This window comes from Roseibium sediminicola (assembly GCF_023156505.1).
Classification (GTDB): Bacteria; Pseudomonadota; Alphaproteobacteria; order Rhizobiales; family Stappiaceae; genus Roseibium; species Roseibium sediminicola.
Genome location: NZ_JALNMJ010000015.1, coordinates 65,297 through 87,703, shown reverse-complemented (window position 1 = coordinate 87,703; position 22,407 = coordinate 65,297). Strand labels below are relative to the sequence as shown.

General features: G+C 60.4%; 18 protein-coding genes. 11 read left to right on the top strand and 7 right to left on the bottom strand.

Annotated elements, in window-relative coordinates; all coding sequences use genetic code 11:
• The first annotated feature begins 201 nt into the window (after positions 1-201).
• Positions 202-2,313, top strand: coding sequence for a methyl-accepting chemotaxis protein (locus M0H32_RS19700; RefSeq protein WP_248156944.1), 2,112 nt, complete (start codon positions 202-204; stop codon positions 2,311-2,313).
• Positions 2,314-2,395: 82 nt separating this feature from the next.
• Here the strand turns inward: M0H32_RS19700 and M0H32_RS19695 are convergent, their stop codons facing one another.
• From M0H32_RS19695 to M0H32_RS19685, 3 genes are all read right to left on the bottom strand, one after another.
• On the bottom strand, positions 2,396-2,785 hold the full coding sequence (locus tag M0H32_RS19695; RefSeq protein WP_248156942.1) for a hypothetical protein: 390 nt from the start codon (positions 2,783-2,785) through the stop codon (positions 2,396-2,398).
• The gene (locus M0H32_RS19690; protein ID WP_248156941.1) at positions 2,782-4,161 is read right to left on the bottom strand and encodes an MFS transporter; all 1,380 of its coding nucleotides are present in this window, start codon (positions 4,159-4,161) and stop codon (positions 2,782-2,784) included. Before M0H32_RS19690 ends, M0H32_RS19695 begins: the two co-directional genes overlap by 4 nt.
• Before the next feature lie 247 nt (positions 4,162-4,408).
• On the bottom strand, positions 4,409-9,220 hold the full coding sequence (locus tag M0H32_RS19685) for an NAD-glutamate dehydrogenase (protein ID WP_248156940.1): 4,812 nt from the start codon (positions 9,218-9,220) through the stop codon (positions 4,409-4,411).
• 107 nt (positions 9,221-9,327) lie between these two features.
• On the opposite strand from M0H32_RS19685, the gene M0H32_RS19680 reads away from it, so the two are divergent.
• From M0H32_RS19680 to M0H32_RS19650, 7 genes are all read left to right on the top strand, one after another.
• The gene (locus M0H32_RS19680; RefSeq protein ID WP_248156939.1) at positions 9,328-9,894 is read left to right on the top strand and encodes a peroxidase-related enzyme; all 567 of its coding nucleotides are present in this window, start codon (positions 9,328-9,330) and stop codon (positions 9,892-9,894) included.
• Between the two features lie 41 nt (positions 9,895-9,935).
• Positions 9,936-10,436: a hypothetical protein gene (locus tag M0H32_RS19675; RefSeq protein ID WP_248156938.1), complete on the top strand. Its 501-nt coding sequence runs from the start codon at positions 9,936-9,938 to the stop codon at positions 10,434-10,436.
• Complete coding sequence (locus M0H32_RS19670; RefSeq protein WP_248156937.1) at positions 10,420-10,989, top strand: hypothetical protein; 570 nt, start codon at positions 10,420-10,422, stop codon at positions 10,987-10,989. The genes M0H32_RS19675 and M0H32_RS19670 overlap by 17 nt, the downstream gene beginning before the upstream one ends.
• A 130-nt stretch (positions 10,990-11,119) precedes the next feature.
• Complete coding sequence (argC, locus tag M0H32_RS19665) at positions 11,120-12,070, top strand: N-acetyl-gamma-glutamyl-phosphate reductase (protein ID WP_248156936.1); 951 nt, start codon at positions 11,120-11,122, stop codon at positions 12,068-12,070.
• Positions 12,071-12,092: 22 nt separating this feature from the next.
• A complete protein-coding gene (gene leuD, locus M0H32_RS19660; RefSeq protein ID WP_248156934.1) occupies positions 12,093-12,698 on the top strand; it encodes a 3-isopropylmalate dehydratase small subunit in 606 nt (201 codons plus the stop codon).
• Positions 12,699-13,460: 762 nt separating this feature from the next.
• Positions 13,461-14,252: a substrate-binding periplasmic protein gene (locus tag M0H32_RS19655; RefSeq protein WP_248156932.1), complete on the top strand. Its 792-nt coding sequence runs from the start codon at positions 13,461-13,463 to the stop codon at positions 14,250-14,252.
• Between the two features lie 136 nt (positions 14,253-14,388).
• Positions 14,389-15,261: a protein-methionine-sulfoxide reductase heme-binding subunit MsrQ gene (locus M0H32_RS19650; protein ID WP_248156930.1), complete on the top strand. Its 873-nt coding sequence runs from the start codon at positions 14,389-14,391 to the stop codon at positions 15,259-15,261.
• A 187-nt stretch (positions 15,262-15,448) separates the two neighbouring features.
• Here M0H32_RS19650 and M0H32_RS19645 read toward each other — a convergent pair whose 3' ends face one another.
• Both M0H32_RS19645 and M0H32_RS19640 read right to left on the bottom strand, forming a co-directional pair.
• Positions 15,449-15,955, bottom strand: a complete 507-nt coding sequence (locus tag M0H32_RS19645; protein ID WP_248156929.1) for a Crp/Fnr family transcriptional regulator — start codon at positions 15,953-15,955, stop codon at positions 15,449-15,451.
• A gap of 25 nt (positions 15,956-15,980) precedes the next feature.
• Positions 15,981-16,664 carry a response regulator transcription factor gene (locus M0H32_RS19640; RefSeq protein WP_248156928.1) on the bottom strand — a complete coding sequence of 228 codons (684 nt, stop codon included), beginning with the start codon at positions 16,662-16,664 and terminating at the stop codon, positions 15,981-15,983.
• A 195-nt stretch (positions 16,665-16,859) separates the two neighbouring features.
• Between M0H32_RS19640 and M0H32_RS19635 the strand changes: the two genes are divergently transcribed.
• The gene (locus tag M0H32_RS19635; protein ID WP_248156927.1) at positions 16,860-17,399 is read left to right on the top strand and encodes a L,D-transpeptidase family protein; all 540 of its coding nucleotides are present in this window, start codon (positions 16,860-16,862) and stop codon (positions 17,397-17,399) included.
• 36 nt (positions 17,400-17,435) lie between these two features.
• Here M0H32_RS19635 and M0H32_RS19630 read toward each other — a convergent pair whose 3' ends face one another.
• A complete protein-coding gene (locus M0H32_RS19630) occupies positions 17,436-17,921 on the bottom strand; it encodes a hypothetical protein (protein ID WP_248156926.1) in 486 nt (161 codons plus the stop codon).
• A 216-nt stretch (positions 17,922-18,137) separates the two neighbouring features.
• Between M0H32_RS19630 and M0H32_RS19625 the strand changes: the two genes are divergently transcribed.
• Both M0H32_RS19625 and ypfJ read left to right on the top strand, forming a co-directional pair.
• Entirely contained in the window at positions 18,138-19,088 is a 951-nt protein-coding gene (locus M0H32_RS19625; RefSeq protein ID WP_248156925.1) for an asparaginase, read from the top strand.
• A gap of 26 nt (positions 19,089-19,114) precedes the next feature.
• Entirely contained in the window at positions 19,115-20,005 is an 891-nt protein-coding gene (gene ypfJ, locus M0H32_RS19620; RefSeq protein ID WP_248156924.1) for a KPN_02809 family neutral zinc metallopeptidase, read from the top strand.
• An 84-nt stretch (positions 20,006-20,089) separates the two neighbouring features.
• On the opposite strand, the gene M0H32_RS19615 is transcribed toward ypfJ, so the two are convergent.
• Entirely contained in the window at positions 20,090-21,988 is a 1,899-nt protein-coding gene (locus tag M0H32_RS19615) for a flavin monoamine oxidase family protein (protein ID WP_248156923.1), read from the bottom strand.
• Between the last annotated feature and the right edge of the window lie 419 nt (positions 21,989-22,407).

Genomic DNA, 22,407 nt, shown 5'->3' with positions numbered 1-22,407 from the left:
GTGAAGGCGTCGCGGTCCCTCATGGACCGGGACGCCCTGCCTGCAAGTGCGCCGGCTAACAACTTGAAGTAATTGTAAAAATTGACAGGGTGTCTTTAGAAATCCTTCACCTTTTGAAGACCTTGTTAACGTCCCGCAGCTAATCTGAGCGAGGTTGGGGCAGTTTTTCTGCCGCTTTCTTGAGAACTGCGGAGATTTCGGGTGTTTAAAAAGGCGAAGGTCACAACAAAGCTTATCGGGGCCAGCGCGGCGGCTCTGACGGTCGCCCTTGTGGTCGGCATCAGCTTTATCGGCTGGAAAGCCTCGGGGATTACTAGCGAACTGGCCAAGTCGGAGGCCGCGACGGTGGCCAGCGAACAAGCCGAATTTGTCCGGCGCGGTCTGGAAAAAGGGCTGAAGTCGGCCCAGTCTCTCGCCAGTGCGCTTGGTGGCATGAAAAACGCCGAAGCGGTTGACCGGCTCGCCTGGAGCGCCGTCGTTGAAAACCTGGCCCAGGACAACAAGGATCTTTCCGGTGCCTGGGGCGTGGTGACCGAGAACCAGCTCGACGGCAAGGATGGCGACTTCAAGGGCGATGAAAAATGGGCCGAGGGCGGCGAATGGCAGCCCTATTACTTCCGCAAGGCGGATGGTTCGCTCGCCTATCGTCCGATCGAGAAGATTTCCATCGGCGACATGTCCGTCACCGATGAACTCTGGTTCAATGGCGCCTATGTGTCCGGCAAGGACTACATGACCGAGCCATACAGCTGGGAAGCCGACAACAAGACGGTCACCGGCGTGTCCTTCTCCGTTCCAATCCGCCACAAGGGCAAGGTGATCGGGGTCGCCGGCGGCGACATCCTGCTGACGCCCCTGTCCGACGAGCTTGGCAAGCAGAAACCGCTTGAGACGGGTTCGGTGCATCTTCTGTCCCAGAACGGGGTCTGGATCGCGCATCCGGACGGCGCCGTTCTCGGCAAGCCCTGGGCGGAAGGTCGCTCGGAAGTGGATCTTGCCGTACAGGACAAGCTGCTGGCGGCCGTCAAGAAGGGCGAAAGCTTTGAATACCAGGGGTATTCCAACACGCTCGGCACCGATGTCTATCGCATCGTCATGCCGGTGAATGTTACCGGCACCGACGCCAAGCTGGCGGTTGTGGTCAATGTGCCGCTCGACACCTTGAACGCGGCATCGTCCCAGATCACCACCCTGATCATTGGCGTCGGCGTCGTTCTGCTTCTTGTCGTAGCGCTTTCCATCTATGTCGTCGGCAACACGATCGTCCGCCGTCCGCTGGAACGCGCCGTCTCCAGCATTCAGGCGCTGATCGACCGCCGTTACGACGAGCCGATCCAGGATACGGACCGGGCCGACGAAATCGGTGAAATCAGCAAGGCACTTGAGGTCTTCCGCGAAAAAGCCCAGCAGGCAGAGGCGCTGACCGCCGAACAGGAAGAAGCGCAGCGCCAGCAGCTGGCGCGGGCGGAACGGATCAGCGAGCTGTCGCAGAATTTCGACCGGCAGATCTCGGAGCTGACCCAGATCGTCATGACCCAGGTGGAAGACCTGAACGCCGCCTCCAACACACTGACGGCCGGCGCCGACGACACCAGCGACAAGAGCACCGCGGTGGCAGCCGCTTCCGAGGAAGCCTCCTCCAACGTGGAAACCGTCGCCTCGGCCGCCGAGGAACTGATGGCCTCCGTCGGCGAGATCTCCCGCCAGATGACCCAGTCGACTGAAATCGCCTCCCATGCGGTGGATCAGGCCCAGTCGACAAACAACAAGATCGAGGGGCTTGCGGTCGCGGCCAACCGGATCAGCGAAGTGGTCAAGCTGATCACCGACATTGCCGAGCAGACCAACCTGCTGGCGCTCAATGCCACCATCGAGGCGGCGCGCGCTGGCGAAGCCGGCAAGGGCTTTGCGGTCGTTGCCGCGGAGGTGAAGGAACTCGCCAATCAGACCGCCAAGGCAACCGAGGAAATCTCGCTGCAGATCCAGTCGGTCCAGACGGAAACCGCGGGCTCGGTCGAGGCGATCAAGGGCATCTCTGAAACCATCGAGAAGATGAACGAGATCTCCTCTTCCATCCAGAGTTCTGTGGAACAGCAGGGCCTGGCAACGGACGAGATTGCCCGCAACATCCAGGAAGCCTCCAACGGCACCCAGGAAGTTGCCCAGAACATCGTCAAGGTGGCGGCCTCGGCCGACGACACCGGCAACGCCGCCCGCCAGGTCTCGGCCTCCGCCAATGTGCTGCAGACCGAAGCCAACCGGCTGAAACAGGAGGTCGAAGGTTTCCTCGCCAATGTCCGCCAGGTCGCCTGACAAAAAGTCCTTTCGGAAGTGAAAGACGCGCCGGTGAAAGCCGGCGCGATTGTTTGTTTAAGACCGTCCAACCGTGACTGCATTAATCCGTTGAATAGGTCTCTAGGACATATGGGGATCCTACAAGTCTTTCCCTTAGGAAGGTTTCGAATTCTGCCGAAGGGTTATTCAGGTATTCAAAGATGGCTTTCTCTACCATCGCCAGTGCGACCATGTGCCGTTTGTACAGTCCGCCGTATCCCTTGGAGGAGAGATACTGTTCGCCTTGTTTTTCTTCCAGCCATGCGAGCTCTGCAAATTGATCATCCGTCCAGTGAGATCTGATATTGCGATCCCAACCCGTTTTTAGTCTTTCGAGCGATTCGGGATTGCTCAAAACCGTGTTTGCATAATCCAGCAACAACACAATTGGCAGCGCTGAAAGCTGTTCTTCCTTCCTGTTTCGGGGGAAACCAACATAATCAGAATTCATCCCGCACCCCGCTCCCGCACCTTCAAAAGCAACACCAGCCCGACGCCGAAGAACACCAGGATCACCGACATGCCGGCCGGCTGGCTGGCGGTGAGCCCGGTGACGATGCCGACCGTAAGCGGTGCGAGGAAACTCGTGACCTTTCCCGAGAGCGCCAGCAGGCCGAAATACTGGGTCATGTGCTCGGGAGGTGCCAAACGCACCAGAAGGCTGCGGCAGGAGGCCTGCAAGGGGCCGGAGACCGCTCCGATGATCGCGCCGAGGCCGATGAACACCTGCTCCGGCAGCGAGGCAAAGAGCTTGCCCTCCGGGGCCGCCGCCGTCTCGATCACGAAGAACACGGTGGTCTTGTCGACCGAGATCATGCCGAGCCCGCAGAACATCAGCACCACCAGCGAAAAGACTATGACCGGCTTGGCGCCGAAGCGGTCGTCCATGGGGCCGCCAAGCAGGAGACCCAGCGTACCGGTGATGGTCAGGATGATGCCGAAACTGCCGATTTCGATGGCGCCCCAGCCAAGCTGGCCACCGGCATAGATGCCGCCAAAGGCGAAGAGGGCCACCAGGCCGTCCTTGAAGATCATGTTGGCGAGCAGGAACACGAAAATGTTCCGGTTCGACCGTGCATGGACAAGGCTGGCCTTCAGGCTTTTCAGGCCGGCGCGGATCGCGGGGCCAAGTTTTGCCTGATGCGGCGTGTCCGGAACAAACAGGAACATTGGCAACGCAAATACAAGATACCAGAGCGCCGAAAACGGCCCGGACGCACGGTCGCCCTCACCGGTCGCCGGATCGAGGCCGAACAGCGGTGAAAAGCCCAGGAGTGTCTTGCCCGTGTCAGCGCTGCCAGCCAGGAAGCCAAGGGTGATCAGCAGCGTGATCAGCGCGCTGGCATAGCCCATCGCCCAGCCGAAGCTTGACAGGCGGCCGATTCGTTCCGGTGGCACCAGGGACGGCATCATGGCGTTGTTGAAGACGGTGGCGACCTCGATGCAGAACGTGCCGACGGCAAAGGCGGTGAGCGCGATCAGAATGCCGTTCGCGCTGCCGGGAACCGCTTCCCAGAACGCCCAGCAGCAGATCACAAACGGGATCGAAAAGGCGAAGATCCAGCGTTTGCGGCGGCCGGTCGCGTCGGCAATGGAGCCAAGCACGGGGGCGGTGAGCGCGATGCCGAGCCCGGCGGCGGCCGTGGCATAGCCCCACAGTGCCTGGCCCTCGGCGGGTGTCGCCGTCAGGGTGGAGGCAAAATAGGGCGCAAAAACGAAGGTGGTGATCAGCGTGAAGAATGGCTGCGCCGCCCAGTCGAACAGGGCCCAGGACAGCACCGCGCGCGGGTCGGATTTCGTGGGAGGATTCTCGGGAGCGACAGTCAATTTCGAAAATCCTTGTGGAGGGGCGGCGGCAAAGGCGCCGAACTGCCAAGCCAATCAACTTGTTCACCGTCATCCTGAGGAGGGCGAAGCCCGTCTCGAAGGATCGGCTAAATATGTTGGAATTTGCCGCCGATCCTTCGAGACGGCGCTTTGCGCCTCCTCAGGATGACGAGGAGAGTAGAATTGATTCCACCTTAAATCCACGACCGGCGGAGACCGCCGGCCGCAATTGCCGATCTCGCCGACGTTACGCCGTGCCGCAGATTTCCGACAGCAGGCTGGCGGCGACGGAAAATTTGGAGACGCTCAGGCCGCCGTCAAGGATCTCGGTGACCGCGCGTTTTGTGCGCACCACCTGGGTTTCGTGTTTTTCCAGCCAGCAGGAGAAGCCGCCGTCCCGGACCGCTTCCACGGCCAGCGCGCGATGGGCGCCAAACAGGGTCGCTCGAGCCCGGTCAAGCGCCAGGCCGTCGTAGTAGTCGCGTACATCCAGATCATTGGCGCGCTCGTGCATGGAGCCGATCTGGAAGTTGTGGGCGACCTGGTAATAGGCGGTCGCGGCGGTGTCGAGATCCGCGCCGGTTTCCTCGGAAACGATGACGATGTCCGGAATGGCATTCTCGGCCAGAAGCCAGGCAATGCGTTTCGCCAGCGCCTCCGGCACGCCTTTTTCAACATAGTCCGCGGCGCGCTGGTTGAGCAGGGCGGCGGGTTCTTCCGGCAGGACCGATTCCAGCCGGCCGCGCAGGGCGGCAATGCCGGAGCCGAAGCGTTCGACCACCGCCGAGAGCCCCTGTTCGAAGGAGACGTTGCGCTTGAACCAGACGACACGTTCCAGCAGAAGGGACTGGACTTCCGAATAGAGTTCCAGCTGCAACTCGCCGTCGATCGTCGTGTCGAGCGCGTCGATCTCGGTGTTGAGATCGGTCAGGTCGTAGCTGTTGCGCACGGCGACGAAGCCTTGGGCGATGTCGGTCGGCGTCGCCCCGGTCTGGTCGATCAGGCGGGTCAGGAAGGTCGCCCCGCCCCGGTTGACCATGGAATTGGCCAGCATGGTGGCGATGATCTCGCGGCGCAGCCGGTGGCCGTTGATCTCGTCCTGATAGATCGCCGCCATCTGGTCCGGGAAGTAGCGGAACAGTTCGCGGGCGAGGTAGTCGTCGTCCGGCACCGTGCTTTCCAGAAGCGCATCGTAAAGCGTGATCTTTGCATAGGCGAGCAAGACGCCGAGCTCGGCCCGGGTCATCAACTGCCCCGCCTTGCGCATTTCGTCGAGCGTCGCCTCGTCCGGCAGCTGTTCGACAACCCGGTCGAGCAGCCCGGCCTGCTCCAGCTGGCGCATCATACGCACCTGGTAGCCGAAATCCTCCATGCCGCGCAGATGGGTCATGGAGATCGCCAGGGTCTGCAGATAGTTGTTCCGCAGCACCAGCTCCGCGACCTCGTCGGTCATTTCGGCGAGTAGCACGTTGCGCTGCTCGATCGTCAGCTTGCCGGATTTGACTGCGGCGCCGAGGGCGATCTTGATGTTGACCTCCATGTCCGAGGAGTTGACCCCGGCGGAATTGTCGATCGCGTCGGAGTTGCAGCGGCCACCCTTCTTGTTGAACTCGATCCGGGCCAGCTGGGTCAGGCCCAGATTGGCGCCTTCGCCGATCACCTTGGCGCCGACCTGCGGCGCGGTGATGCGGATCGGGTCATTGGCGCGGTCGCCGGCATCCGCGTCGGTCTCGGTGGTGGCGCGGATATAGGTGCCGATGCCGCCGAACCACAGAAGGTCGACATCCATCCTCAGGATGGCCGTCATGACTTCCTGCGGCGGCGCACTGGGTTTGGGCAGGTTCAGGAGCGCCTGGATTTCCGGCGACAGCGTAATCGACTTCAGCTGGCGCGAGAAGATCCCACCACCCTTGGAAATCAGGCTTTCATTGTAGTCTTTCCAGGACGAGCGGCCCATGTCGAACAGGCGCTTGCGCTCCTCCCAGGTCGTGGCCGGATCCGGGTCCGGATCGATGAAGATATCGCGGTGGTCGAAGGCGGCGACCAGCCTGGTGGCCTTCGACAGCAGCATGCCGTTGCCGAAGACGTCGCCGGACATGTCGCCGACACCGGCGGCGGTGAAGGGCTCGGTCTGGATGTCGCGGTTCATCTCGCGGAAATGCCGCTTGACCGCTTCCCAGGCGCCGCGGGCGGTGATGCCCATCTTCTTGTGGTCGTAGCCGGCCGATCCGCCCGAGGCAAAGGCGTCGCCCAGCCAGAAGTGGCGGCCTTCGGAAATGCCGTTGGCGGTGTCGGAGAAGGTCGCGGTGCCCTTGTCGGCGGCAACCACCAGGTAAGGGTCGTCGCCGTCGAAGCGGTTGACCTGTTCCGGCGGCACGATCTTGTCCTCGTCCAGGTTGTCGGTGACATCGAGCAACGCGTTGATGAAAATCTTGTAGCTCTCGGTGCCTTCCTTGAACCAGGCATCGCGGTCGGTCATCGGCGGCAGGTTCTTGGGCACGAAGCCGCCCTTGGCGCCGACCGGAACGATCACGGCATTCTTGACCTGCTGGGCTTTTACCAGGCCGAGCACCTCGGTGCGGAAATCCTGCGGCCGGTCGGACCAGCGCAGGCCGCCGCGGGCGACCATGCCGAAGCGCAGATGCACACCTTCCACCCGCGGGCTGTAGACGAAGATCTCGCGGAACGGGCGCGGCTGCGGCAGGTCGTCGATCTTGCGGCTGTCGACCTTGAAGGCAAAGACCGGTTTCGGCTGTCCCTTGGCGTCAAGCTGGTAGAAATTGGTGCGCAGGATCGATTCGATGGCGTTCTGGAACCGGCGCAGGATGCGGTCGTCGTCAAGGCTGGCGACTTCCTCCAGATTGGCGGTCAGTTCGCCCTGGAGCCGCTCGGTGCCGAGGTCGCGGTCCTTCTCGGTGACGGCCGGGTTGAAGCGCAAGTGGAACAGTTCGACCAGTTTGGCGGTGATCGCCGGATAGTTGTTGAGCGTCGACCACATGTAGTCTTCGGAAAAGCGGATGCCGACCTGGCGCAGGTATTTGGACAGGGCCCGGACCACGGCGATGTCGCGCCACGCGAGATCCGCGGTCAGCACCAGACGGTTGTAACCGTCATCCTCGGCCCTGTCGGTCCAGACCGCCATGAACATGCTTTCCAGCCGGGTCTGCAGCTGGTCGGTGAAGGCGATCTCCTCGCCGCCTCGCGCTTCCAGTGTCATTTCATGCAGGTAGGACATCGGCGCGTCGGCCGGGGTGATGCGGTAGGTCCGCTCGTTGATCACCCGGAAGCCCATGTTTTCCAGCATCGGCACGCGCGCCGACAGCGGGATCGGCGAGCCGCGGTGATAGACCTTGAGGGCCAGCCGGTTGTCCTTGGTGCCTTGCGGCCGATGGAAGGAGATGGTGGTGTCGTTGCGGTCCGACAGGGTTTCCAGCTTGACGATGTCGTAGAGCGCCGACTGGGCGTTGTAGACTTCCTTGTAGCCGCCATGGAAGGACAAGGCGTAGCGGTCGGCCAGCTTGCGGGCCTGGGCGGGGGCAAACTCGTGTTGCAGGGCGTCGCGAACGCTGTCGGACCAGGTTCGCACCATGTCGGCGACCGCTGCTTCCAGTTCCTCCTGCCCGGGTGTTGGAGTTTCGCCCTTGTCGCGGCCGATGATGTAATGCACCCGCGCCAGCGGGCCTTCCGGATAGGTCACATACCAGGCGGACACGCGGCCTTCATAAATGGAGGCAAGATAGGTGCCGACATTCAGGCGCACTTCGGTCGAATAGCGGTCGCGCGGCACGAAGACGAGGATCGAGACATAACGGTCGAACTTGTCCGGCCGGGACAAGACGCGGATGCGCGGGCGCTCGTCCAGCTGCAGGATGGCGATGGAAAAATCGAACAGGCGTTCGCGCTCGATCTGGAACAGTTCATCCCGCGGAAAGGCTTCCAGGACGTTGCGCAGCGCGCGACCCGAGTGGCTTTCCGAGCCGTAGCCGGCGCGGGCGAGCACACTGGCGACCTTGCGGCGCAGGAACGGGATCGTGCTGGTCGGCTCGGTATAGGCGGTGGACGCGAACAGGCCGACGATGCGCAGTTCACCGATCAGGTTGCCGTCGTCGTCATAGAGCTTGGCGCCGACATAATCCATGTGAACGCGCCGGTGGACGGTGCTCTTCACATTGGCCTTGGCGATGATCAGCGGTTCCGGTTTCTTCAGGAACTCGCGGATTTCCGGCGTGATCTGGACAAATTCGGAGCCGCGCCGAAGCACGCGCACATCCGGGTCGCTCAAGAGGCCGAGGCCGGTGCCTTCGTGGGGCGAGAGCTCGCCTTCCTCGACGCCACCCTCGAAGGTGTATTCGCGCATGCCGAGGAAGATGAAGTTGTCGTTTTCCATCCATTCCAGGAAGTGAATGGCCTCCCAAAGATCGTCGCTGCTGCTCGGGATCTGGGTGGTCTTGTAGGTGTCGATCGCTTCTGCAAGCCGTTCCTGCATGGGCTTGAAATCGGACACCACGGAGCGGACATCGTTCAGCACCTTGTCCAGCCGGACCTTCAGGTCCGCGCGCGCCTCGTCGGAATCGATCCGGGTCACGTGAATATGGATCAGGCTTTCCTGGCGGTCGGTGCGCTTCGGCGGTTTCTTACGTGCGATGGACGAGGTCAGCTTGCCGTCCTCGCTGCGTTCGACGATGTAGATCGGGTGCAGCACCAGGTGAACTTCGAGCTTGCTGTCCTGGAGTTCGTCCATGACCGAGTCGACCAGGAAGGGCATGTTGTCATTGACGATTTCAATGACGCTCAACCCCTTGATCTTCTTGCTCTGGGATTTGAAGGCCGGGTCCGAAATGCTGACCCTGTGGGTGCCGAGTTCGTGGTTCTGGAAATCCTGCCAGGCATCCGTCACGAAACCGATCAGTTCGTCGGCCGTGTAGGTGACCAGATCTTCCGCCGCGCCGCGGTCATAAAAGGCGCGGGCGAATTCGGCGAGGGCCGGGTCTTTCTGGCTCAAGTTGGCTTGGACCGCGTCGATGAGTTTCAATTTCTCGACGTCGTGTTTGTCCGGCATTTTCCATCCCCCTAGACGGTCGTATGGTTTGGCTCTGTCGCTACATCGGTTTTAGACTTAAGTTCATATTTCAGCGACATAGAAGGTTTCATGACGGGAGGAGCAAATTGTCAAGTAAAGTCACGGCCTTGCAAATCGATTCAAATGAAACATTAAGTGAAAAAACGCAGGCGTATTTCGCCTTGTGCGAGGAGAAACTGGGTCTGGTGCCCAATGTGCTCCGGGCCTATGCCTTCGACGAAACGAAGCTGCGTGCCTTCACCGACATGTACAACGACCTCATGCTGGCCGAATGCGGGCTCAGCAAACTCGAGAGGGAGATGATTGCCGTTGCGGTATCGGCGGTCAACCGCTGTTTTTATTGCCTGACGGCCCATGGCGCCGCCGTGCGCGAGTTGTCCGGAGATCCGGTGCTCGGCGAATTGATGGTAATGAACTACCGGGTGGCGGATCTTTCCGACCGGCAGCGGGCAATGCTCGACTTTGCCGTCAAGCTGACGGAAAGACCCGCGGAGATCCTGGAAAGCGACCGCCAGGCGCTGCGGGAAGCCGGCTTCTCCGACCGGGACATCTGGGACATCGCCTCCGTGGCCGCGTTCTTCAACATGTCCAACCGGGTTGCGGCGGCATCCGACATGCGCCCGAATGACGAGTACCACGCAAAGGCGCGTTGAGCGTGGTCGTGACGGTGTGATATCCTCTACCATAGGTCGTCATGCCGAATTTTCTTGTCAGACGGGAAAAGGAAATCCTCACCTGCAGCGCCATCTTCGGCGCCGCGGGTGTCGCGATCGGATTCATTGTCACGATCATTCAGCTCGGCAATTCCTCGGAACAGATCGCGCGGGCGCAGCGCACGCTTGAAAACGGAAATGCCTACATGATCCAGACCGATGCGCGGAAAATCGTGTCGTCTGTCTTCAACGACCCGGCCCTGCAGAAACTGCTGTTCGCCCCGACGCCCGGCGACGCGTCCGAGACCGACATGCGGCAGGCTCTTGTCTCGGTCGGAATGATCTTCAGCTTCTATTCCGATGTCTTCGAGTTGGGCAAGAGATCGGCACTGCCTGCGGGTGTCTATGACGAATTCGGGCAGGATTTCTGCGGCATCCTCGGTACCAAGAGCGGGATCATCAAGTCCTATTGGGAAGCGGCGCTGAAAAATCCTGTCACCGCGACCAAGTTCACGGAGATGAAAAATGGCTGGTGTCCTTAGGCTGCTGATCCTGTCCCTGTTTGCCTTGCAGATGATGCCGGTGGGCGCTTATCCGGTGTTCAATATCGGCAGCAACACCGATGCCGCCGTGGAATCTCTCAAGGCGGCGCAATCGCTCGTTCAGACGATGCAAAGCCTCACCAAAACACTGGCCCTGGCCGAAGAGGGCGAGCTTGCGGAAGCCGAAAAAACGTTGGAAGCGGTTGAGGCCGAGATTACCAACGCCAATGCCGTGATTGCGCAAATGCTAGAAAATCACGACTCTTTCGGCGATGTGGACCTCAGTCGGCTTCGGGAGCCCGAATTTCGCTATCTGCAGAATTTTCTGCGGCGTCAGGGCATCGAGATCACCGATGCCAGCAGCAGGGATCTGGTGGTGGCCTATTCAAGGGCGAGCGGCGCTCTGGAGCGCATGGTCCGAAATGCCCTTAGACGGGACGATTTTTCGGAAAGTGGAAATGCCATCGACTACGATTCCTTTTCGATCGCGACCGGCCCAGTGATCGGCGATCTGATCGGTGTCGGCGGCTGCATCACCAAACTTCTCAAGTGAGCGCAAACCCTTCGCGAATGATGAGGATCACTCAAGAGCCCGTTGAGCTCTTGGCGCATGACACGGCGGTGACAAGGGTGCCGTTTGGGTGTATGACGCTTCCGACTTATCAGAAGGAGAGGAGCGGGCCATGGTCGCGCGCGTATTTATCGATGGTGAAGCCGGTACGACGGGTCTGCAGATCCGCGAGCGCCTCGCCATGCGCCGCGACCTGGAACTGATCTCCATTCCGGAGGAAAGCCGCAAGGATCCGGCGGCCCGGGCCGACTATCTCAACAAGGCGGATGTCGCCATCCTGTGCCTGCCCGACGCGGCGGCCAAGGAAAGCGTGGCCCTGATCGAGAACGACACCACGCGGGTGATCGACGCTTCCAGCGCGCACCGCGTCGCCGAAGGCTGGGCCTACGGCTTTGCCGAAATGGACGCGGACCAGAGCGACATCATTGCCGCCGCCATGCGGGTCGCCAATCCGGGCTGCTGGCCGCAAGGCCTGATCGCAGCGCTGCGTCCGCTGATCACTGCCGAGCTTCTGCCGGCCGGATTCAACTTCACCTATCACGGCATTTCCGGTTATTCCGGCGGCGGCAAGGGCATGATCGCCGATTACGAGGCGGCCGGCCCCTCGGCCAACGAGTTCGCCCCCTATGCGCTCGGCTTCAACCACAAGCATCTGCCTGAAATGACCGAATACGCGCTGCTGGACGCGGCACCCCTGTTCACGCCGTCTGTCGGCAACTACTACAAGGGCATGCTCACCGCCGTGCCGCTGAACCTGGCCGGTCTTGCCTCCGTGCCGACGGGTGAGCAGATCCATACGGCCCTCGCCGACCACTTCGCGGCAAGCGCCAACGGCTTTGTCGAGGTCGCGCCGCTGGAAGCGCTGGAGCGCGCCGACAGTCTCGATCCGCAAGCCCTCAACGACACCAACACGCTGCGCCTGCACGTCTTTGCAAACGATGCGCGCGCCCAGGCCGTGATCCTCGCCGTCTATGACAACCTGGGCAAGGGTGCCTCCGGGGCGGCCGTTCAGAACCTCAATCTGATGCTGGGTGTCGACCAGACCACAAGCCTCGCGGCTTGAGCCATCCTTTCGGGAGAATAAAATGGAAAAATTCGAAACCCTGACCGGTGTCGCGGCGCCGTTGCCGATCGTCAACATCGACACGGACATGATCATTCCGAAGCAGTTTCTGAAGACGATCAAGCGCACCGGCCTCGGCACCGCGCTGTTTCATGAAATGCGGACCAATGACGACGGTTCGGAGAATCCGGATTTCATCCTGAACAAGGCCGCTTATCGCGACGCCAAGATCCTCATTGCCGGCGACAATTTCGGCTGTGGCTCGTCGCGTGAACATGCGCCCTGGGCGCTGCTCGATTTCGGCATCCGCTGCGTGATCTCCACCAGCTTCGCCGACATTTTCTACAACAACTGCTTCAAGAACGGCATCCTGCCGATCCAGGTTTCCGAGGACGAGCTGGAGACCCTGATGCATGCGGCCGAACGCGGCTCCAATTTCACCCTGACCATCGATCTGGAAAACCAGGAGATCCAGGGTCTGGAAAGCGGCGACATCGCCTTCAAGATCGACCATTTCCGCAAGCACTGCCTGATGAACGGCCTCGACGACATCGGCCTGACCATGGCCAAGGCGGAGCAGATCGACACGTTCGAAGGCAAGATGGGCACCGACCGCCCCTGGGTCTAGTCACCCGAATCTGAAGTTCGTCTTATTTCCCGGCACACTCGGAACGAGCTTCAGATTCAAAAGGGTGACTAGCAAGCATATGTTTCTAGTGTGGTTTTCGAATTTGAAATTCGCTTCGATGGTCGCTGCAACAATGAGGCGAATTTCAAATTCACCACACTAGACTGCAGTCACAATTCACGACCGGCATCGTTGGGGTCGGGAACTTTCATGAGCAAGCGGAAAAGGCAAGGAAACGCAACCCACTTCCGAGCATTTTCAACGCCAGCAGTGGCGATCCTGCTCCAACCCCGAAAGGGCTCCGCGACCATTGGGTATTTCCGCGTTGCATGTCCGTTCTCCTTGCTCCTTGAAATGACCCAAAAGTCGCACGGCGCTGCCAATCGATAAGATGGCGCTGCTGCCTGACAGATTCCCGCAGTTCACATAGTTTTGACAAAAGCAAGCCACGCCAAACATGTGGCATGCTTTCTTGAGTCTTCCACACGGCCTAAATAGTCATGTGGCAACAAATAGACTCAAACGCCGCTTGGCTGGTGATTTTCCAACTCTACCTTTCCACTCAGACTGCCTCCTCCTTCCGGGTAAATACGCGCAATAAGGGATGCCCGTCTGACAGGCCCTTGGCTCGGCGCCATTTGCTGCCACGTTTGGATATAACAGCAGGCCTCTCCTCGGATGCCGCCTCTACCAAAGTAACTCCGGCTTTAGGTATTCTAACTGGAAAACGGTTTCTACACGAAAGCCCGGTAACCTTCCGAGATGATCGTATTTGGCAAGACAATCAGAAACCTCAAAATCGGGATCGCAGTCCTATTGGCGTTTGCTGGGTTGATGCCCTCATCTGGCCCTCAGGCGCAGGTGCGTGACCTGCTCGTAATCGCCAATCCGCAAGCGCCACATAAGTTCGAGGAGAACGGTGTTCCTAAAGGAATAGATATCGAGGTTATCGATAAAGTCTTTGAGCGTTTGAATATTTCCTACAAGGTTGACTTTATTGAGACGGATTCGCGTATTCTTCGGGAAGCTCGAAATGGCAGCATGGACATGCTGTTGCTCTTCTCGAAAAACCCGGAACGGGAAGAGTATCTGGTCTATCCGAAGGAATCCTACGTCAACATCAGTTGGAATTTCTTTGTCAGAGCAGAAGACAAAGATAGGATCAAGTATGAGTCTCTCGCAGACCTCGAAGGCCTTTTGATAGGAATTACGCGCGACATTTCGTACACGGAAGAATTCTTGAACTCCGGACTGAGATTTGACGTGGATGTCCAGAATCATCTTCAAATTGGCAAGCTTGTGGCGGGTAGGTTCGATGCTGTGCCTTTGAACACCATGAGCACGTTGTACGAGCTTAAGCAAAATGATCAGTTGGACGAGGTGTCTTACCTCGCTAAGCCGCTGAAATCAAAACCCTATTACAATGTTTTTGTGAAAGCGTCGACCTATCCAGGAATCGAGAGCCTGCCGGCGAGATACGACGCAGTGATCAAAGAGCTTAAAGCGGACGGGACTATTGACGGCATAGTGCGGAAGTATATTGGAGACGATTAACCTGATGGTATGGTGGACAGGAAGCCTCTGACCGTTCCCGCAAACAAGTTACGTGATGAAAAGCGGTCGGGGGGTTCACACAAGCTTGAAAAGTCGTTGGCTGAAGTTCCAGACCCAGTTTGATAAAGCGGCAGCCATGCACATTCTCAGTTTTGCCCGCTACGCCCCCTGGACCGACCGGCGCGGCCAGCTTTCCTGGTTACGGCTGGCTGTCTTTGCCGGCCTGCTACTGCCGGCGGCGAAGATCTTCTATGACCTTGCCTTTGGGCCCGTTCTGGCCGAGCCCTACGAGGCGGCCTTGCATTCCGCCGGCGACTGGACCGTTCGATTGCTGCTTTTGACCCTGGCGATCACACCAATCCGCAGGATTTTCTCCTGGAACCGGATTGCCGGTGTGCGGCGTATGATCGGGGTTTCCGTTCTGGCCTACGCATTGTTGCATCTCGGGCTCTATGCCGCCGAGGAGCAATGGAACCTGGCGAAGGTCGCCTCGGAGATCGTGCAACGGATCTATCTGACCATCGGTTTCACGGCCCTGTTCGGCCTATCGCTTTTGGGGGCGACATCCTTCGATGCGGCCATCCGCAGGCTGGGCCGGGGCTGGCAGCGCCTGCACAGCCTTGTCTACGGCATCGGCATTCTGGCGCTGGTGCATTTCTTCCTGCAGTCGAAATCCGACGTCACCCAGGCGACGCTGATGTCCGGACTGTTCCTGTTGCTGATGCTCTACCGTCTGGCCGTCAAGGCACGGTTCGATCTGGCCAATCCGATTGTTCTGGCGGGCTGTGCCGTTTTGGCGGCTGCCGGCACGGCGGGCATTGAATATGCCTGGTATGCGCTCGCCACCGGTATCCCGGCGGACCGTGTTTTTGCCGCGAATTTTGATGTGGCAACCGCAATACGTCCGGCCATCTGGGTTGGTCTCACCGGGCTTGGTGTTGCAGTCGCGGCACTGGTGCAAATGGGCGTCGGGCTGGTACGGCCTCGTTTGGGGCTGAAGCGGGTGTGAAATCGCTTGCCCCGGCGCCATCCCATGGCTTGACCATGGGATGGTTCACGCCGTTTGCTGTCCTCGCAACCGCACTTTTGATCAGGCAAAGCATCGGCATGGATTGCCGGATCAAGTCCGGCAATGACGAATCCTGAGAGCAATTTCACTGGTATGAAAGGATGGGAGGCCGGAAGTCTGCCGAACCTTAGGACTGCTTTTTATCGTCCTTGACGCGCCGTTCGGCGTTGAGCTGTTCCAGTTCAGCCATTTTTTCGCCGATGGGTTTCAGCGCCGCGACCGTGTAGCGGAAATGGCTGACGCGCTGGTCCAGAAGCCGCTGGGCCAGCTCCGGATATTCCTGGATCATGCGTTTGAAAAGCGCGCGGCGGATGCGGATGATGCGCACGGCGCCGACCGCCTCGGCCCGGCAGGGGCGCTTGTTTTCCGCCAAAAGAGCGGTCTCGCCCAGAAGCGTGCCCCGGCCGACTTGCTCGATCTCCTCGTAGCCGTCGGCGCTCTTGGTTTGCAGGCTGACGGTTCCATCGGTTATGACGAGACCACCGTCGGCCCGATCGCCCTGATCGAACAGGCGCTGGCCGCGGCTGTAATCCATGCTTTCGGCGCTGAAGGCGAGCAGGCGCAGCTGGTCGTCCTGGAAGTCCGAAAGCATCGGGATTTGTTTGAGAATCGCAATGTCTTGGGCAAGGCTCATGCCCCAGATTTACGATGATTAGCGGTTACGGCACAAGCTTATATCCACCGGCTTCTGTGACAAGAAGCTCCGCATTGGACGGGTCCCGCTCGATTTTCTGCCGCAGGCGGTAGATGTGGGTTTCCAGCGTATGGGTGGTGACACCGGAATTGTAGCCCCAGACCTCGTGCAGCAGCACATCGCGGGTGACCGGTTTTTCGCCGGCGCGGTAGAGGAATTTGAGGATCGAGGTTTCCTTTTCCGTCAGGCGCACCTTGGAACCGGCATCGTCCTGCATCACCTTGGCGGCAGGACGGAACGAATAGCGGCCGATGGCGAAGGTGGCGTCCTCGCTCTGTTCGTGCTGGCGCAAATGGGCGCGAACCCGGGCCAGCAGCACGGCGAATTTGAACGGCTTGGTGACATAATCATTGGCGCCCGCCTCGAGGCCCAGGATCGTGTCGCTGTCGCCATCATGGCCGGTCAGCATGATAATCGGCGCCTTGAAGCCGCCCTTGCGCAGAAGTTTCACGGCCTCGCGGCCGTCGATATCCGGAAGGCCGACATCCATCAGCAGAAGATCGACATGTTCTTCCTTGGCCATTGCGATGCCGGTTGTGGCCGAATCCGCCTGGATGGTCTCGAACTCGTCGTAAAGCGAGAGCTGTTCCACCAGCGCTTCGCGCAGTTCGTTATCATCGTCGACAATCAGGATTGTGCGGGCGGTCATCGTCGTTGGTCCTCGCCAAATGCTTCAAAACAGATCACGTCCTCTTGTGCAAAGGACACAAGCGCGTTGTTGCCTCTATGTGCGCGTGAAATTCTCGCCTTACAAGCGGCGCTGCGTCAATTCTTCTTCACGCGACGTTTAGGGTTGGTTTATCAACGTCTTCGCAGGTGAGAGACGCACGGAGCCAGTCACATCATGGCAATTGCCAAAAAAACCAAGGATACGCTAGAGGTTCGCGCGCTGGCCCGCGACCGGACAAAGGGCATCCTGCGCCTCGGCGAGATCACGGTTCCGTGTGCGCTCGGCCGGTCGGGTATCAAGATGCGCAAGCGGGAAGGCGACGGCGCCACGCCCGCGGGCCGGTTTGCGCTGCTCCATGTCTATTACCGCCCGGACAAGGGTCTGCCGCCGCGAACGCTGCTGCCGCTGGAACCTTTGAGCGTGGACGCCGGCTGGTGCGATGACCCGGGTCATCCTCTGTACAATCGGCCCGTGACCCTGCCCTTTGCAGCAAGCCACGAGAAAATGTGGCGGGACGACCGGCTCTATGACGTGGCTGTGGTGCTTGACTGCAATCTGTCGCCGGCCGTGAAGGGAAAGGGCAGCGCGATCTTCTTTCACATTGCCCGGGAGGACTATCGTCCGACCGAAGGCTGCGTGGCGGTCGCGCCGGAGCATATGCGGCTGATCCTGTCCCGAATAGGCGCAGACGCGGAGATGGTGATCCGCGCCTGAACAGACAGGTCTAATAATGAGCACGCAAGATCCCGATCAGGGATTTGCCGCGACCTGTGGCCGATAGATGATGAAGCTGCCGCTGACCGTGATCGCTGTCCTGACACCGCTGTCGTCCGTGGTGGTGGCGGTGCGGACGCCGAATGCGTTGCGTTTGCCGGTCTGGTCGTCGGTGACGTTGCTTTCCAGGAAGGTCGCCATGTTGCCGCTGACACTTTCCAGGATGGCCGTATGCCTGGGCGCGCCGCGTGAAATGGTCTGTTCTTCCCAACTGCCGTCGGGCTGGGTCACGCGTCTGGTGACCTCGAACCGGGTGAACTGGAAGACGTCGCCTGGCTGGGCATCGGAGAGGTTGGCAACCACGCGGCCCCAGACATAGGTGGAGGCCGGCTTGATGAAGCCGACATGCTGAAAGCCGTTATTGACCAGGGTCCAGCACTCGCCATTGCCTTCGACCCGGCCCAGTCGTCCTGTCGCGAAACTGATCAGGCGCTGTGCCTGCTGTGCATTTACGTCGGGCATCTGCAAGATCCTTCGTTACTGCCCCATGATCGGGAGCTTAAGGAGGCATCGGGGTCGGCGCTGTAACGGGGATCACATTCCCGTGAGGTTTGGGGATGCGGCTCCTGTTACCGCAGGTCCGGCCTCAGGGGATGGCGAAGGGCCGGCAAATCCGATATGACGCCCGCAAACCGGACACTGGCCCGTTGCGGCCCGGTTCCCGGCGCTGGAGGAAAAATGAGCATTCTACTGGTTCACACCGGCGGCACCATCGGCATGGCGCAGACGGAGGGCGGCTTTGCGCCGCGCCGTGGCGTCGTCGAGGAGGTCGTGGTTGCGTTGCAGGCCGAGGGCAGGCTGCCCGCCAGGGTCGATATCGAGGTTCTGGAGCCGCTCATCGACAGTGCCAATGCCACACCGGAAGACTGGAACCGCATTGCCCGCGTTGCTCACGCAAACCAGCACCGGTTTCGCGGCGTCGTCGTCACCCACGGCACGGATACGCTTGCCTATACGTCCGCAGCCCTCTGTTTTGCGCTCGAAGGACTCCGTATTCCCGTCGTGCTGACCGGGGCGATGCTGCCGTTGACCGTGGACGGCTCCGACGGTGTGCGCAACATCGTCGAGGCCTTCCAGCTGGTTCAAACGGTAACGCCGGGGGTCTGGGTGCGGTTTGCCGGCAAGACGTTGCATGGCGGCCGGGTCCGCAAATCCCATTCCCGCGCCTTCGACGGTTTCAACGCCGATCCGAGCGACATTCCGCCGCTGCAGGTTGCCGGTGAACCCTGCCTGCATCTGGTCGGGGCACCGGCCATCGGCATCCTGGCCATGGCACCCGGAATGCCGGCAGCGCTGCTCCAGAATGCGGCCGAAACCTGTGACGGCCTGGTGCTGCGTTGCTTCGGTTCCGGCACTGCGCCGGACACGGAAGGGCTGAAGATCGCCCTGGAAATCGCCCAGTCGCGGCGGATTCCGGTTGTCGGCGTCAGTCAGTGTCCGGAGGGCGGCATGGCGCTGGGGACCTACGCAGCGGCGCGTATCCTGCTGGATCACGATGTTGTCGACGGACGCGACATGACGGTGGAGGCGGCTTATGCCAAGCTTGCGCACACACTGGCCTATGCGGATGATCCGGAGGATCGCAGGCGGCGGCTGGAAACCTGTCTGTGCGGAGAGTTTACGCCTTAAGGCAAGTAAGGGAAGGACGACGGGTCATGCGCTGGAAAGGTCGCCGCGGCAGCAGCAATATCGATGACAGGCGCTCGCGTGGCGGAGGCATGCGTGTGCCGCGCGGCCGTAGGGTACGTGCTGGCGGAGGCCTCGGCCTCACCGGCATACTGGTCGTGGTCGGCATCGCCTGGCTGACGGGGGTCAATCCCCTGACCCTGCTCGGCCAGCTGGACGGTGGCGGCGGCTATCAGCCGGCGCCTTCCCAGGGCCAGCGGCAAACCGGCGCCGCCGACACTGAGACCGCCCAATTCGTCTCCGTCATCCTGGCGGACACCGAAAACACCTGGGGCGACATTTTCCGGAACGGTGGCGGTACCTATCCGGAGCCGACGCTGGTTTTGTTTTCCGGCTCGGTTTCCTCCGCCTGCGGCTATGCCAGTGCGGCGACCGGTCCATTCTACTGCGGCGCCGACAGCAAGCTCTATATCGATCTCTCGTTCTACCAGCAGCTGGCCGCGCAGCTGAACGCGCCAGGCGACTTCGCCCAGGCCTATGTGCTGGCCCATGAGGTCGGCCACCATATCCAGAACGTGCTCGGTATCCTGCCGGAGTTCCACAAGGCCAAGCGCACCATGAGCCAGGCCGAGGGCAACGCGCTGTCCGTGCGGGTTGAATTGCAGGCCGATTGCTTCGCCGGCATCTGGGCACACTATGCCGCGCGCCAGCGCGGTTTTGTCGAAGAGGGCGATATCGACGAGGCGCTGAATGCGGCCAGCCGGATCGGCGACGATACGCTGCAGCGCCAGTCCCAGGGCTATGTGGTTCCCGAAAGCTTCAACCACGGCACGTCGGCGCAGCGGGCGAGGTGGTTCAAGACGGGTTTCCAGGCTGGACAGCTCGAAGCCTGTGACACGTTTAACGCTGCGAATTTGTAGTCAGGTGACGGATGACGCTGGAACATGGCAGTTCCGCCGCGCGGACGGAACTGCGCGGATCACCAGGTCACGGCCGCTTTCTGCCTACTTGATATTGCAGGCCTTGTCGGCGAAGCCCTGATTGGCCGGGTCCATGATGAGTGCGATGGCGGAGATGGCGCAATAGGCCGACGAGACCGAGCCTTCCTGCCAGCCCGGCCAGTAGCTCCAAGTGTCCCCGGCGCAGAAGAACGGAAGGGCGGTCGAGAAGGTCGTGATCTGCTCATAGACCGCCGGCGTTTCCTTCGCCGTATCCGACGCCCATCCGCCGACCTGATGTGGCATGTATTGCCACGCGATCGTCATGCCGCGATCCACATAGATGTCCTTCTCATTGCCTGGATGCAGGAGACCCAGCCCGCTGATCGCGGCATCGATCCGCTGCTCCTGGGGGAAGGCGGCGAAGGTGACTGCCTCCGTGCCCCGGTTATAGGCGCCGGTCAGGACGCCCGTGTGGGCAGTGAAGTCCTCGGACGGGTACCAGATCTGACTGATGATATCGTCCGTCCAGGAAATCCCGCCATAGATCTCGTCATCCGTTTCCCAGAACCTGGTCCTGCTCTGCCAGCCGACCTTGATGGCGGGAGTCCAGAGATCGGGTGTCGGATCGTTCGGCCAATGCCCCGTCACGCTGAAGGCCTCAAGCCCGGCGAGAAACGCGGCGGGCATGTTCTGCTTGTCCAATATGCGGTTCAACAGCGACGGAGCCATGGTGGAAATGCAGAAATCGAACTCTTCCCTGCCGTCGTTCCACTCGCGGCCATGATCGCCTCCCATCAGGCCGACAACGGTCCGGGCGGAATCCGCGTAGACTTCGGTCACTTCGGTGTTGAGGAAGACGAGGTCGCCGACCTTCGGCGTCTCCCCCTGGACATCGTCCGAGCCATATTTGAGAGACTCCGCCTGCACATCCTGCAGAAGCAGCTGCTGCCAGATGCGGTCCATGCCACCGACAGGCTGCATCAGGCTTGGCTGCCAGTCGATGTTGTAACTGTTGAAGAGGAACGACCCCGGAGACAGTTCCGGATTGGCCGCCGGGTCGCCAATGAAGCCGGAATCGAGAATGGACTGAAAGCCGAGCCGGTCGCGTAACGCGCCCGCATCCCGCCAGCCGCCGGGCACGTCGCTGTAACCGATGCGCGAAGACATGGCGTCGATCACCAGATTGCACGGATCGTTGGGGTTGGTGCGTTTCAGATCCCCGAAGATCTGCATCAGTTCGGCGATCTGTTTTTCCGAGTTGCCGCCGAGCTTGCAGGCCTCCATGTTGACCTTGGCCATCATCTCCGCCATCTCGGAAAAGAGACTGTAGGTCACCTGCCCCATGGCGACGGGCTGCCCGCCGTTGAATTTTTCGCTCTGAAGAACATTGGACATGGACTGGAAGAAATAGGGTTCCAGCGCAACGCCGATCTCCTGGCACAGAGCGATGAGATTGTAGTGGTTCGACGGAATACGGCCCGGACCCGCATTCAGGAAAAGCTCCACCGGATCGCCTTCGTATTTGTTGGCCTGCCAGAGATCATCCATGAAGGTACAGACCTGTTCCTGCGGCGCAGGGCTGTCGGACCGTTCCTGATAGCGGTCGGCGTACATTTTCGGGAACAGCTTTTCGGAATTGTATTTGGCGAACCACCAGTCCTTGTATTCCTCATTGGAGGGGCGTGCCGTCAGGCTGCGCCCGCCATAGCGGTCATCCGCCTCGAAGACGGCGACCTTGAAACCGGAATTCGCCAGCACATAGGCCGAGGTCAAACCGGCAACGCCGGCGCCGAGGATCGCGACCGACTTACCTTGTCCGAAGTCAGGTCCAAGATCGGGGCGGCTCGTCTGGTAACCCGCCCTTGCCTGCCAGAACCCCGAAAGCAAAGGAGGAGCAGCAACCCCTCCCATGAGAGCCGTGGCGCCTTGCAGGAAACGCCGTCTGGACACGCCTGAGGTCATGATAAGGTCCTCCTGGTCAACCGACTGGAAAAAACGGATTAAGTCACTTCGGTTGCTACCCAAGTCTACATTTACTAGCGGTTGAGTCAAAGGTGGCGGCGAGCGTTGACGACAGCGGATGAGAATTCAATTCCGGCGCGGTTGCGGTACGGATAGCGAGGCCCGTCTCGCCCTGCCGGAGCGAAGTGGCAATGGATCACTCCCGCCATTTACGCATATCTGATCCAACAGCCTGCCCCACTGGTAATTTGCGGTGATTTCCGCCATATAGGGGCTAGAGCATCGGGCGTTAAGTTTGAAGCACCTGATGATGGAACGCTGCCGATGAGCAGCTTTCCATCACCCGAAGGGCCGGATTCCTTTGCCCGCTGACGTCGTTGGCTTGCGTTTGTGGTGGGAAGCACCACGGCGCGCAACCC

What these genes read in the sequence shown, in the direction of transcription:
- M0H32_RS19695 (WP_248156942.1), bottom strand. Translation starts at nt 2,785, where the DNA reads ATGAATTCTGATTATGTTGGTTTCCCCCGAAACAGGAAGGAAGAACAG.
- M0H32_RS19685 (WP_248156940.1), bottom strand. Translation starts at nt 9,220, where the DNA reads ATGCCGGACAAACACGACGTCGAGAAATTGAAACTCATCGACGCGGTC.
- M0H32_RS19675 (WP_248156938.1), top strand. Translation starts at nt 9,936, where the DNA reads ATGCCGAATTTTCTTGTCAGACGGGAAAAGGAAATCCTCACCTGCAGC.
- M0H32_RS19670 (WP_248156937.1), top strand. Translation starts at nt 10,420, where the DNA reads ATGGCTGGTGTCCTTAGGCTGCTGATCCTGTCCCTGTTTGCCTTGCAG.
- argC (WP_248156936.1), top strand. Translation starts at nt 11,120, where the DNA reads ATGGTCGCGCGCGTATTTATCGATGGTGAAGCCGGTACGACGGGTCTG.
- leuD (WP_248156934.1), top strand. Translation starts at nt 12,093, where the DNA reads ATGGAAAAATTCGAAACCCTGACCGGTGTCGCGGCGCCGTTGCCGATC.
- M0H32_RS19655 (WP_248156932.1), top strand. Translation starts at nt 13,461, where the DNA reads ATGATCGTATTTGGCAAGACAATCAGAAACCTCAAAATCGGGATCGCA.
- M0H32_RS19650 (WP_248156930.1), top strand. Translation starts at nt 14,389, where the DNA reads ATGCACATTCTCAGTTTTGCCCGCTACGCCCCCTGGACCGACCGGCGC.
- M0H32_RS19645 (WP_248156929.1), bottom strand. Translation starts at nt 15,955, where the DNA reads ATGAGCCTTGCCCAAGACATTGCGATTCTCAAACAAATCCCGATGCTT.
- M0H32_RS19640 (WP_248156928.1), bottom strand. Translation starts at nt 16,664, where the DNA reads ATGACCGCCCGCACAATCCTGATTGTCGACGATGATAACGAACTGCGC.
- M0H32_RS19635 (WP_248156927.1), top strand. Translation starts at nt 16,860, where the DNA reads ATGGCAATTGCCAAAAAAACCAAGGATACGCTAGAGGTTCGCGCGCTG.
- M0H32_RS19630 (WP_248156926.1), bottom strand. Translation starts at nt 17,921, where the DNA reads ATGCCCGACGTAAATGCACAGCAGGCACAGCGCCTGATCAGTTTCGCG.
- M0H32_RS19625 (WP_248156925.1), top strand. Translation starts at nt 18,138, where the DNA reads ATGAGCATTCTACTGGTTCACACCGGCGGCACCATCGGCATGGCGCAG.
- ypfJ (WP_248156924.1), top strand. Translation starts at nt 19,115, where the DNA reads ATGCGCTGGAAAGGTCGCCGCGGCAGCAGCAATATCGATGACAGGCGC.
- M0H32_RS19615 (WP_248156923.1), bottom strand. Translation starts at nt 21,988, where the DNA reads ATGACCTCAGGCGTGTCCAGACGGCGTTTCCTGCAAGGCGCCACGGCT.